General features: G+C 71.9%; 9 protein-coding genes and 1 pseudogene. 3 read left to right on the forward strand and 7 right to left on the reverse strand.

Translation table 11 applies throughout. The features are described from left to right. Positions 1 to 1,098 (forward strand): annotated as a pseudogene (locus P1P70_RS30180) (ATPase); the annotation flags it as partial. 61 nt (positions 1,099 to 1,159) lie between these two features. On the opposite strand, the gene P1P70_RS30185 reads toward P1P70_RS30180, so the two are convergent. The 6 genes from P1P70_RS30185 to P1P70_RS30210 are packed head-to-tail and all read right to left on the reverse strand — an operon-like array spanning position 1,160 to position 8,493. Next, positions 1,160 to 2,635 (reverse strand): DEAD/DEAH box helicase, encoded by a 1,476-nt coding sequence (locus P1P70_RS30185; protein WP_413471579.1) that lies wholly within the window; start codon positions 2,633 to 2,635, stop codon positions 1,160 to 1,162. Between the two features lie 52 nt (positions 2,636 to 2,687). Further along, the gene (locus P1P70_RS30190; RefSeq protein ID WP_319243331.1) at positions 2,688 to 3,545 is read right to left on the reverse strand and encodes a dioxygenase; all 858 of its coding nucleotides are present in this window, start codon (positions 3,543 to 3,545) and stop codon (positions 2,688 to 2,690) included. Beyond that, the gene (locus tag P1P70_RS30195; protein ID WP_319243333.1) at positions 3,542 to 4,642 is read right to left on the reverse strand and encodes a maleylacetate reductase; all 1,101 of its coding nucleotides are present in this window, start codon (positions 4,640 to 4,642) and stop codon (positions 3,542 to 3,544) included. Before P1P70_RS30195 ends, P1P70_RS30190 begins: the two co-directional genes overlap by 4 nt. Beyond that, positions 4,639 to 5,892, reverse strand: a complete 1,254-nt coding sequence (locus P1P70_RS30200) for an MFS transporter (RefSeq protein WP_319243336.1) — start codon at positions 5,890 to 5,892, stop codon at positions 4,639 to 4,641. Before P1P70_RS30200 ends, P1P70_RS30195 begins: the two co-directional genes overlap by 4 nt. Before the next feature lie 35 nt (positions 5,893 to 5,927). Next, positions 5,928 to 7,484 carry a bifunctional 3-(3-hydroxy-phenyl)propionate/3-hydroxycinnamic acid hydroxylase gene (locus P1P70_RS30205; protein ID WP_319243339.1) on the reverse strand — a complete coding sequence of 519 codons (1,557 nt, stop codon included), beginning with the start codon at positions 7,482 to 7,484 and terminating at the stop codon, positions 5,928 to 5,930. Between the two features lie 16 nt (positions 7,485 to 7,500). Further along, positions 7,501 to 8,493, reverse strand: coding sequence for an amidohydrolase family protein (locus tag P1P70_RS30210; RefSeq protein ID WP_319243341.1), 993 nt, complete (start codon positions 8,491 to 8,493; stop codon positions 7,501 to 7,503). Between the two features lie 351 nt (positions 8,494 to 8,844). Here P1P70_RS30210 and P1P70_RS30215 point away from each other — a divergent pair, with 351 nt between their 5' ends. Next, positions 8,845 to 9,681, forward strand: coding sequence for an IclR family transcriptional regulator (locus P1P70_RS30215; protein ID WP_319243344.1), 837 nt, complete (start codon positions 8,845 to 8,847; stop codon positions 9,679 to 9,681). A gap of 34 nt (positions 9,682 to 9,715) precedes the next feature. On the opposite strand, the gene P1P70_RS30220 is transcribed toward P1P70_RS30215, so the two are convergent. After that, a complete protein-coding gene (locus P1P70_RS30220; RefSeq protein ID WP_319243346.1) occupies positions 9,716 to 10,519 on the reverse strand; it encodes a PaaX family transcriptional regulator C-terminal domain-containing protein in 804 nt (267 codons plus the stop codon). 182 nt (positions 10,520 to 10,701) lie between these two features. Between P1P70_RS30220 and P1P70_RS30225 the strand changes: the two genes are divergently transcribed. Beyond that, complete coding sequence (locus tag P1P70_RS30225) at positions 10,702 to 12,219, forward strand: FAD-dependent monooxygenase (protein WP_319243349.1); 1,518 nt, start codon at positions 10,702 to 10,704, stop codon at positions 12,217 to 12,219. Positions 12,220 to 12,350 lie beyond the last annotated feature (131 nt).

The following is a 12,350-nucleotide window of genomic DNA, read 5'->3' on the forward strand; positions in this document are numbered from 1 at the left end:
CCCCCCACCCCCTCGCCCGAGCCGGCAGTTGCCGCCGACGTCTCCGTCGTCGCCGCTCTCGCGCTCGCCGAAGCAGCCGTGGTGATGGATGCCTTCGGGGCCGTGCAGGGGGACGTCGACAACAGTGCGCGGGAGACGGTCGAGTGTGCCGAGCGGGCCGTCCGGCTGGCTCGGGCGGCGTGCGATCCGGTGGCCGAGTCCGCCGCTCTGGACGCGCTGTCCGGCGCCCGGACCTGGGCCGGTGACTCGTTCGGTGCGGCGGCGGCCGCCCGGCGCCGGATCGAGATCCTCACCCCGCTGCCGCACACCCCCGCCGCCACGCAGGAGTTGATGGACGCTCTCGCCATGGCCGCCGGCACCGCCCTCGGCGTGGGCGAGCTGTCGCAGGCCCGCCGGTGGGGCAGGCAGCTCGCCGACCACCCCCTGTTCGCCGAGGTGGCACACCACGCCACGTCCTGGCTGATGGTCGCGGACGCGTTCGCGGGCAACGGCAAGGACGTACTCACCGGCAGTGAGGGCTTCCTCGACGCATGGCGCCGGAGCGGCCGGCAGCGGTCGTACTCCCTCGGTCCCGCCGCCGCGGGCGTCGCGATGATCCACGGTCTGCGTGGCGACCGGGCGGCGCGGGAGAGCTGGCTGGGGGTCGTCGCGGAGGCCGGTACCGCGGCGGAGCACCACCACGGCTACGGCGCGGTCTTCGACGCCATGGTCCTCCTCCAGCACGGCGACCCGGACGCGGCCCTGGCACGGGTCGCACCGGAACCGGACCAGGTGTGGAAGTGGGTCTCCTGGATCTGGCACCACTGGTACGTGGGTCTGCGCGCCGAGGCCTCGGTCCTCGCAGGCCACCCGGAAGCCCGCGCGCGGGTCGTCGCCGTCCGGCGCCTGGTCGCCGGCAACCCGGTCGCCACCGCCCAACTGGACCGCGCACAGGCGCTCCTGGACGGCGACCTGCCCGGCCAGCTCGCCGCCGCGACGGCGTTCGAGGCGGCGGGCTGCCCCTACCAGTCGGCCCGCACCCTCCTCCTCGCCGGAGGAGAGCACACCGCCACGGGCACGGCGGCCCTCACGGCCCTCGGCCTCGCGCCCGGCTCCTGAGCGCCCCGGTCGGTCCGCGGCCTCCGCAGCTCAGCGCACCGTGCGCACCGGTGCGCAGGCGTCAGCGCCCCTTGCGTACCCGGGCCGCCGCGCGGGCCTCCGCCGTCTTCCGGGCCTCGGCGGCCTTGCGGGACTCCTTCGCGGGGCGGCCCGGCCGGGTGCCGAGGCCACGGAAGGGCGCGTTGCTCCCGCTGGACCTCGTGTCGGTCGGGGGCCGCTTCGCTCCGGTGAGGGCGGTCAACTGCGCCTCGCCGGACCGCACTTGGGTGACCGTCGGCCGGATCTTGGCCTCGGACATCATCCGGTTGACGTCACGCCGCTGGTTGGGCGTGACCAGGGTGACGACCTTGCCGGACTCCCCGGCGCGCGCCGTGCGCCCGCCGCGGTGCAGGTAGTCCTTGGCGTCGGCGGGCGGGTCTACGTTGACGACGAGGTCGAGCGCGTCGATGTGGATGCCCCGGGCCGCGACGTTGGTGGCCACCAGCACGGTGACCGCGCCGTCCTTGAACTGCCCGAGCGTGTGCGTGCGTTGGGGCTGCGACTTGCCGCTGTGCAGGGCGGCGGCCCGTACGCCGCTGGCCCGCAGATGGCGGGTGAACTGGTCCACCCCGGCCTTGGTGTCGAGGAACATCAGCACCCGGCCGTCCCGCGCGGCGATCTCGGTCGCTGTGGCGTACTTGTCGGCGGGGTGGATGTTCAGCACATGGTGCTCCATCGTGGTGACCGAGCCCGCGAGCCGGTCGACGGAGGCGAGCACCGGATCGTGCAGGTGGTCGCGGACCAGCTGGTCGACCTCGCGGTCGAGGGTGGCGGAGAACAGCAGCCGCTGCCCGTCCGGGCGGACCTGGTCCAGGATCTCCGACACCTGCGGCAGGAACCCCAGGTCGCACATCTGGTCCGCCTCGTCCAGCACCGTGATCCGGACCTGGTCGAGGTGGCAGTCCCGGCGCGACACCAGGTCGGCCAGCCGCCCCGGTGTCGCGACGACCACCTCGGCACCGGCTCGCAGCAGCGCCTGCTGCTTGTTGATCGACAGCCCGCCGACCACCGTCGCCAGCCGCACCCCCAGGGTCCGTGCGTACGGCGTCAGCGCGTCGTCCACCTGCTGCGCGAGCTCCCGGGTCGGCACCAGGACCAGCGCCAGGGGTCGCTTGGACTCGGCCCGCCGCCCCGCCGTCCGGACCAGGAGCGCGAGCCCGAACGCCAGCGTCTTGCCCGAGCCGGTCCGCGCCCGGCCGAGGACGTCCCGTCCGGCGAGCGCGTTCGGGAGCGTCGCCGCCTGGATCGGGAAGGGCTCGCGCACCCCGAGCTCGGTCATGGTCCGCAGCAGCTCCGGCGGCAGGCCGAGCGCGTCGAACGACTCGGCCGGCGGCAGCTCCCGGGAAGCCGCCTCCGGTGCCGGGGACTCGCTCTGGGGCTCAGGGATGGACGACGGCTTCGCGTGCAAGGGGGAACCTTTCCTGGAGTGGCGCCCGGAACGCGCCGGGGCCCGTACCCCTCGGTACGGGCCCCGGCGGTGTCGAAGCGTGCCCCCCATTTTACCAGCGGACCCCCACGGGCCGACCGGCCCGCTCACGAAACCGGAACGGCTACTCCTTCTTCAGCACGATGTCGAAGGTCGCCGAGGTCCAGGTGCCGTCGATCCGACGCCCGTCCGGCGTCGGGGTTCCGGCCTCGTGGCGCTCGAACGGGCGGATGAGCGACTCCTTGACCCCGAACACCGAGTCCCGCTCCAGCCAGGAGTCGCCCGCGACGAAGATGTGCGTGATGAGCGGGTGGAAACCCGGCGCCGTCACCTTGAAGTGCAGATGCGGCGCCCGCATCGGGGAACGGCCGGCGTGGTCCAGCAGTCGGCCGACCGGGCCGTCGTCCGGGATCGGGTACGGCGTGGGCGTGAGCCCCCAGAACCGGTAGCCGCCCTCCGCGTCCGTGAACAGGTGGGCGCGCCCGGCGAGTTCGCCGCCGCCGTCGTCGTACTGGACGTCGTACATCCCGTCGTCGTCGGCCTCCCACACCTCGACGCGCGCTCCGGCGACGGGGGTGCCGTCGGGGCCGGTGACCCGGCCGTCGACCCAGGACGGTTCGCCGCTCGCACCGCCCGCGATGTCCCCGCCGGGCTCGATCGCGGGCGAGTCCTGGACGAAGAACGGGCCGAGGACCGTGGACTCCGTGGCCTCGCCGTCGCCCGGTTCGTTCACCGCGACGGTCAGCATCGAGATGCCCAGGACGTCGGAGAGGAGGACGAACTCCTGGCGGGTGTCGGTCGTGAGGTGACCGGCCGCCGTCAGGAACCCGATCGCCGCGTTCCACTCGTCCTCAGTGAGCCGCGTCTCGCGCACGAAGGCGTGCGCGTGGCGTACGAGGGCCTGCATCAGCTCACGGAAACGGTCGTCCTTCGCGGAGTCGAAGCTCGCGACGACCTGGTCGGTCAGGCGTTGCTCATTCATCGGTGAATCTCCGTCCCGGGGAGGAGAGGGACCTGCACCGGGACGTCCCCACGCCACGCCCGCCCCAGCAGTGCGCGCATCTCGTCGTGGGTCACGCGGCGCGGGTTGGAGTCCGGCACCTGGGTCATGACCAGGTCGGTGGCCCGGTCGAGTTCCTCCTCGACGAGGCCCAACTCGCCCAGGGAGCACGGGGGTTGTAGCCTCGTGTAGAGATCGAGGAGCGCCCCGAAAGGATCGGCGGGCGCGTCGAGCGCCGCCCCCAGCCACCGTTCCGCCTCCCGTGCGGCCGGCAGGTTGAGGCCGACCACATGCGGCAGGACCACCGAGTGCAGCGCGGCGTGCTCGAGGTCGTACGCGCCGCCGAGGACGTGGCACACCCTGTGGTGCAGCCCCGAACCGGCCCCGGCGAAGGCGACCGCTCCGAGATAGGTGCCGAAGAGGATGTCGCGCCGGGCCGCGACGTCCTGGCCGTCCGCGACGATGCGCGGCAGCGAGGACGCCAGCGACCGGACGCCCTCGGCGGCCAGGGCGGAGCTGATCGGGTTGTGCCGGGGCGCCCACCACGCGTCGACGCAGTGGGCGAGTGCGTTGAGACCCGACGTCACCGACAGCCGCGTCGGCAGCGACAGCATCAGCGTGGCGTCGTAGACGACGACCCGGGGGAGCACCTTCGGGTCGACGCCCGTGCGCTTGTGGCCGTCCTCGGTGAGGCCCCACACGGGGGTCGCCTCGGAGCCGGCGTACGTCGTCGGGACGGCGAGGATCGGGAGCCCGGTGGTGAGCGCGGCCGCCTTGGCGGTGCCGGTGGTCGAGCCGCCTCCGACGCTCAGCAGCAGGTCGGCCTCGTGCTCGCGGGCTGCGGCGCGTACGGCCTCGGCGACCTCGACCGGGACGTGGGGGCGGACCTCGCCGAAGACCGCCACGACGGGCAGGTCTTTGCAGATGTCCTCGGCGAGTGCCCGCTCCCCGTCGGCCGCGATCACCAGGACCCGGCTCGCGCCGAGCCCGGTGACCGCGGCCGCCACGTCGTCCCGTGCGGTGCCGGAGCCGAAGACGACCCGCTGACCCCAGGACTCGTAGACCACGGAAGCGGTCACGCGGCCACCGTCCGGGCCCGGGGCACGGCACCCGCCGCGAACGCCCCGACGAGCGCGGGGACGGCGAAGGCGTAGAAGGCCCACGAGATGTCGGCGCCCGAGCTCAGGACGAACGCGCCCAGGGACGGGCCGACGATCGCGCCGAACCGGCCGATGGACAGGGCCCAGGCGAGGCCGTTGCCGCGTACGGCGTCCGGGTAGCGGGTCACGATGAACGCGTTGCCGAGGATCTGTGAACCGATGAAGCCGAAGCCGCTGATGAACATCAGCACGAACATCACGGCCGTCGGCGGACGCGTGCTCATCGCGATCAGGCTGAGCGTGCCGACCAGGAAGGCGACGACCACGACCCGCTTGGCGCCCAGCGCGTCCGCGATCCGGCCACCGACGATCGCCCCGACACCCACGCCCAGCCACATGGCCGCCGTCTGCAGCAGCGCCGAGCCGAGGGAGAAACCGGCGGCCTGCATGATGCTGGGCAGCCAGGTGCTGATGCCGAAGACCAGCAGGAGTCCGCAGAAGGACATGGCCCAGAACAGGACGGTCGAGACGGCGAGGCCACCGGTCAGCAGCGAGCCGAGACCCAGCCAGCGGCCCGGGTCCGCCGTCGGCGCGTCCTCGGCGGGTGTCAGCCCGAGTCGCTCCTCCACCGCGCGCGCCTCGTCGGCGCGGCCGGTACGACGCAGGTGGAACGGGCTCTCCGGCAGCCGGAGCACGAGCGGGATGGCCAGGAACACCGGGAGCACACCGATCACATACAGCCACCGGTACGAGACGTCCGGGAGCAGGGCCGTGCCGAGCAGCGGGGACAGCAGCGCGCCGGCCGCATAACCGCTCATGATCAGGGCGACGTTGCGGCTGCGGCGGCCCGGGTCGCTGAGGTCGGCCACGTACGCGTTGATCGTCGGCAGGACGACACCCAGGCCGAGCCCGACGATCAGGCGTCCGGCGCCGAAGGACGGGACACCGCCCGCGACCGTGCAGATCGCCATGCCGACCGTGAACAGGGCGGTCCCGGCGAGCAGCAGTCGGCGGGGACCGGTGCGGTGGACGAGGGCTCCGGCGAAGGCCGCGCCGATCAGCATTCCGATGCCGACGAGCGAGCCGATCGTGCCCGCCTCGGCCTTGTCGATGCCGAGTGAAGGGTCACCCAGGATGGAGGGGACGGTGACGCCGTACACGGCGAGGTCGTAGCCCTCCAGGGAGGAGACGATCCAGGCGGCGACCAGGATGAAGGTGTTCGTGGGCACTCTGGTGACTCTCGGGCGTATGACAGAGGGAGCGGTCATGGCCGGATCCTTTCTCCGACGGTGGCAGGAGCCTGCATCGGCTCTACTGCGTTGGCAAGGGTCTTCAGGAGCGCCGGGACGCCGGAGGGCGTGTCCGCGGTGCCGAGGATGTAGAAATCGGGCCGCCACAGAACGGCGGCGCGGCCGGTCTCGTCGAACCAGCGCCCGTAGACGCCGCCGACATCGGTGAACCCCTCGGTGGTGAGACGACGATCGGTGAGGTGGTGGACGGCGACGCCGAGCCGGGCCGCTTCCGTCAGGGCCGAGGCGTCGAGCGAGGTGCCGTCGCGGCCGTCGACGAGGAGGAGGAAGCCCCGGCCGAGTACGGCGTCGAACAGCCCTTCGGTGCCTTGGAACTCGACCCGGCCGTGCGGCATCAGGTGCCCTGCCTGCGGGGACGCGTCGTGCAGCCCCGGACCGAGCCCCGGGAACCGCATCTTCTCCGGGCGCCCGTTCGCCTCGCGCTGGGCGATCAGCCGGGCGTCGCGCTCGGCGGCGGCCACCGGGTCGCGCATGGTCTGCACCCGGCCCAGCTCGATGCCCTTGGTGATGATGGCCCGGACATGCGGCTCACGCTCGCTCTGGTACGTGTCGAGCAGCGCGTCGTCGGCGCCGCGCAGCACCGCGTCGAGCTTGTACGCGAAGTTCTGCGCGTCCCGGATGCCCGAGCACATGCCCTGCCCGAGGAACGGCGGCATCTGGTGGGCCGCGTCCCCGGCCAGCAGGATCCGGCCACTGCGCCATCGCTCCGCGACCAGCGAGCGGAAGGTGTACGTGGCGACGCGGATCAGCTCGGCCTGCGAGCGGTCGACGTACGCGGCGACCCTCGCCCACACCCGGTCGGGCTCCCGCTCGACGGAGAAGGAGTCCTCGGAGTCGAGCATGAAGCTGAACCGGTGGTGCTCCGGGCCCAGCGAGATGATCGAGATCGGCTGCTTCGGGTCGCAGACCTGGCGGGCCTTGGGGATGTCCGCGCCGCCGCCCTCGGTCAGGCGGAAGTCGCAGACCATCCACGGCTCGGAGAAGCCGTGGTCCTCCTGGCCGATGCCCAGCCATGTGCGGGTGAAGCTGTTGCCGCCGTCGCAGGCCACGACGTACCGGGCGGAGACGGCGTCGTCGGCCCCCTCGACCTGGATGTCCACGCCCTGATCGGTGTGGTGGAGTCCCGTGACCCGGGAGTCCATCCGGATCCGGACGTTCTCCAGACCACGGACCAGGCCGTCGAGGGCGTCCTCCAGATAGGGCTGGTACATCATGTACCACTCCGCCCAGCCCTGGCCGCCGACGGCTGCGAAGTCGTGCTCGATGAGCAGCTCGCCCGCGCCGCTGCGCCACTCGTAGTTCCGCTGGACGTGCAGCGTCGGCAGCAGGGTCTCGGAGAGACCGAGGCGGTCGAACGTCCGCATCGTCTCGTCGTCGAAGATCGCGGCGCGCGGCAGGTTGTAGAGGGTGGGGTAGCGCTCCAGCACGATCACGTCGTGGCCTGCCTGACCGAGCAGTGCCGCCGTGACCATGCCCACGGGGCCGTACCCGATGACGGCGACGTCGTACATGGGGGTCCCCTTGTGCTCAGACACCGGCGTACGCGGGTGCCGGGGTCGGGGCGAGGCCGAGCAGCTTCTCGGCGTTGAGGTGGCCGATCTTCTGCCGGTCGGCGTCGCTGATCGGCGCGCTCCGCAGGAACTTCGTGGCCGTCTCGATGTCCTCGAAGGGGTAGTCGGTGCCGAAGAGGATGTGGTCGGCGCCCATCGACAGCAGCGCGGTGAGCAGCGGCGCGGAGGAACAGACGCCGCTCGTGGTGATGTAGAGGTTCTCCCGGAGGTACTCCGAGGGGCGGCCCCGCCTGAGCTCGATGCCGTGGTGGGCGTGGAAGTCCCAGCGGGAGTCCATGCGCCACATCACGAACGGCAGGCCCTCTCCCATGTGGCCGAGCAGCAGCTTGGCCTTCGGGAAGTCGTCGAAGACACCGCCGAAGATCAGGCGCAGCACGTGGGTGGCGGTGTCGATGCCCCAGCTCCACATCGGCCCGACGAGTTCCGGGTGGCCGGACAGCACATGCGCGGTGTCCACGCCGTTCGCCGGGTGCAGATACAGCGGTACGTCGAGGTGCTCGGCGCGCTCCCAGACCACCCGCAGGGCGGGGTCGTCGAGGTACCTGCCATGGGTGTGCGCGTTGACGAGCGCGCCGCGCAGCCCGAGCTGGGTGACCGCGCGCTCCAGCTCGTCGGCCGCGGCCGTGGGGTCCTGGAGCGGCAGGGCGGCGAAGCCGGAGAAGCGGTCGGGGTGCTCGGCGATGACACCGGTCAGGAAGTCGTTGACCGTGATCGCCTGGCGTACGGCGGCGGCCGGGTCCTTCTCCGCCTGGAGGCCGGGGGAGTTCAGGGAGAGCACCTGCATGTCCAGGCCTGCCGCGTCCATGTCGTCGAGGCGTTCCTCGGTGAGGTCGAGGAGCCGGCGGGAGGCCTCCGCCCACGCCTGGGGCTGGGCGATGGAGGCGGTGGACGCGCCATGGCCCACCAGGTCGGGGGTCACGAAGTGCTCTTCGAGGCCGATCAGCTTCATTGCGGAGTTCTCCTCGGGGGATCGCCGGTGCGGCGAGGGGAGGTGCGGGCGGAGCGGGGTGGAGGCGGAGAGCGAGGGTGAGGGAGGTGCGGTGCGGGTCGGGTGTGAGTGACCGGGCACGGGGGAGCGCTGGCGTGTGCGCTGACAGAAGCGGCTCGACGGTGGCTGCGAGCGGGCCGTCGGTGCGACGGGGGAGCAGCCGGCGTGGCGGTGAGCGCCACCGGTGCGCAGTTCACCAGAACGTAACGTGTTCCGCAATAGTGAATGTAAGATCTGTTTGAAGACGCTGGTCGGCTCGTCGCGCCGCTACGCTGATCGCGTTCAACCGCAGGCAGGGGAGAGGGCTGTGCCGTGACCAGTACTGAGCCCAACGAGAGCAACGGGACCAACGGGGAACGGCAGGGCATCCAGTCCGTCGAGACCGCGATGCGGGTCCTGCTGGCCCTGGAGAGCGGCGGCGGCGCACTGAGCCTGTCGGCGATCGCGCAGGCCAGCGGGATGCAGCCCAGCAAGGTGCACCGCTACCTCGTCAGCCTCGGCCGCATCGGCCTGACCTCGCAGGACGCCGCGTCCGGCCTCTACGACTTCGGCGCCACCATGCGCCGCATGGGCGCCGAGGCGCTGCGCCGCACCAACGAGGTCGCGGTCGTCGGCGGCCACGCCATGCGGCTCCGCGACCGCACCGGCCACTCCGTGAACCTCGCGGTATGGGGCGACCGCGGCCCGATCGTCGTCAGCTGGGCGTACGGCACCCGCCCCCTGCCCCTGACGGTGCGCGTCGGCGCGACGCTGCCCCTGGTCACCTCATCGGTCGGCCGCGTCTTCCTCGCCCATCTCCCCGAGAGCCTCACCGACGAGGTGCTCCGCGACGAACTGCGCGGCAAGGAGACCGACTGGCCCACCGAGCGCCTGGCGGCCACCCGCGAACAGGTCCGCGAAAAGGGCTACGCCGAAACCCGCGGCAGCGTCATCCCGGGCATCATCTCGATCGCGGCCCCCGTCTTCGCCGCCGGCGACCCGCTGCCCCTGGCCATCTCGGTCGTCCTCCCGGAAAGCCTGGGCACCCCGGACCACGTGGCCGAGGTGACCCGAGAACTGCAGACGACGGTGACGGAGGCATCGCGGGAGCTGGGGCGCGGGGAAATGCGCGACCAGCCACGAAGTCGCAGCAGCCGCCCGACGGCATAGCCAGGCAGATCCGGCGGCGCTCCCAACGCCGGGTTCACGTGCGACTGCCGACCACCTCGTCGTAGTAGGACTCCGCCGCCGGCCCCAGCACATCATGGGCCTCCATGAACATCTTGTACGCCTCATGCCCCACCCACCCCGCCGGCAGCAGCTCGGTCGGCAGGTCAGGATCGCGGAACGGGAACTGGCGGTAGTCGTACGTCAGCCGCATTCGCTCGACCAGCGCCTCCTCGGGACTGAGATGCCCGGCCCGGTACGAGGCCAGCCGACCCCGGTACGTGCGCAGCAAGTCCCGGTAGTCCTCGTTGAGCCCGTCGAGGTCCCAGCCCCGCGCCGCCATCTCCCGGTCGACGGGCAGCCCGCCGGACTGGCAGCGCAGCGTGTCCAGCCGTACGGCGGGCTCGTCCGCGAACTTCTCCCGGACCTGCTGGAGCCGGTCGTGCGGGGAGACGTACGTGGACGGTGCCAGCGGGCCGAACCCCAGCCAGGCCAGCTCCTTGCGGATGCGGTCCCGCACACCGCGCTCGGTCTCCGGGACCGAGTAGATGACCATGTACCAGTGCCGGTCCCAGTCGGCGGGCGCCCGGTCGAAGATGCGGGTACGGCCTTCGTCGAGAAGCTGGAGACTGCGCTTGTTCAGCGCGTAGACGGTCTCCCGGCCCTCGCGTCGGACATCGAACCAGCCCTCCTTGCGCAGCCTGGCGAGCACGACGCGCACGGTGCTCTCACCGACGCCGAAGCAGCCCATCAGCGTGCTCAGCGTGCGCATCCGGGCGGCACCGCCGCGGTAGCGGACGTAGTCGCCGAACAGGTCGAAGACAATCGATCGAGGCTTCACGGAAACGACTATGTCACACGGACGGCCGTTGCCGGAGTGAGTCATTCCCGTGCCGCCACGGCCATGAATGCGCGACAAATTATTGACGCCCGTGTATCCATTGACACAGGATGCCTGCGGGCCTGAGTCTGGGCCTGTACTCGAACGTGAAGGCGGAGGCCATGGTTTCTCGGATCGCTTGCGTGGGAGGCGGCCCCGGCGGGCTGTTCTTCGCGGCGCTCATCAAGCAGGCCGATCCGTCGGTCGAGGTGACGGTCTTCGAGCGGAACCGCCCGGAGGACACCTTCGGCTTCGGCGTGGTGTTCTCCGACGCGACCCTGGCCGCCATCCACGAGGCCGACCCCGTGCTGCGCACCGCGCTCGCGGACCACGGCCGGCACTGGGACGACATCGAGGTGCGGCTCAAGGGACAGCGCGTCCGGTGCGGCGGCAACGGCATGGCCGCCATCACCCGCAAGACCCTGCTCCAGCTCCTGTACCGCCGGGCCGAGGAGGTCGGCGTCGACCTCCGGTTCGGCGAGGAGGTCCCCGCCGATGCGGAGTGGCTGGCCGCCTACGACCTGATCGTGGCCGCCGACGGCGCCAACTCCCGCTTCCGCGACCGGCTCGCAGACATCGTCGTGCCCGAGGTGGAGGTCGCGACGGCCAAGTTCATCTGGTTCGGCACGGACTACCTCTTCGACGGTCTGACCTTCGTCCACGAGCACGGCCCGCACGGCACGTTCGCCGTGCACGGCTACCCGATCAGCGACGAGGTCAGCACGTTCATCGTGGAGACCGACGAGGAGTCCTGGCGGCGCGCTGGCCTCGACGAGTTCGACACCGCGCAACCGCCGGGCCCGAGCGACGAGAAGACCCGGCACTACCTGGAGAAGCTCTTCGCCGAGCAGATCGACGGCCACCAACTGCTGGTCAACAACTCACGCTGGGGCAACTTCCGCACCCGCCGTACCCACCGCTGGCACAGCGGCAACGTCGTCCTCCTCGGCGACGCCGCCCACACCGCGCACTTCTCCGTCGGCTCCGGCACCAAGATGGCCATGGAGGACGCCGTCGCCCTCGCCGACACCCTCCTCGCCCACCGCGACGACCTGCCGACCGCCCTGGAGGCGTACGAGGCCGCCCGCCGCCCCTCGGTCGAGAAGATCCAGGGCGCCGCCCGGCCCAGCCTGTCCTGGTGGGAGAACTTCGGGCGCTACCACGACGCGTTCCGGCCCACCCAGTTCGCCTTCCACTTCATTTCACGAAGCATCGGCAAGGAGCGGATCGCCCGCCGCGACCCCGACTTCGTCGACACGGTCGTACGGGACTGGCGCCTCGCCCACGAAGGTGCCGCTCCTCTCGACACCCCGTTCATGGACTTCGACGGCCGACGACTGACCCCGGCCCAGCTCGCGCACCTGCGCGGCGAGGGCTCCCGCTGTCTGTGGCTCACCGCGCCGGACACGGAGGCCGAACTCCCCTCCCGGTACGAGCAGTTGGCCGCCGCGTTGAGGGGGGACGTACCGCCGGACCTCGTCGCCGTCCAGGACGGCACCCCGCTCACCCGCTCGCTGCTCGCCGAGCAGGCGCGGCTGGTGTACGGCGTGCCCGCGCTGATCGTGGAGGACGCGATGGACGACGACCGGGCGGAGACGCTGCTGCTGTCGGGGCGGGCCGATCTGGTGGCCTCCACCGGGGAAGTGAGGGGCGAGGCATGACCACGGACCTGACTCCGCTCCTGGCGCCCGAGGGCGTCGTCGTGATCGGCGCCTCGCGGCAGCCCGGGAAGCTCGGCGCCGCCATGGCCCGCTCCCTCGCCCCCTTCCCCGGCGCCCGCGCCCTGGTCAAC

This window comes from Streptomyces sp. MB09-02B (assembly GCF_033794485.1).
Lineage (GTDB): Bacteria > Actinomycetota > Actinomycetes > Streptomycetales > Streptomycetaceae > Streptomyces.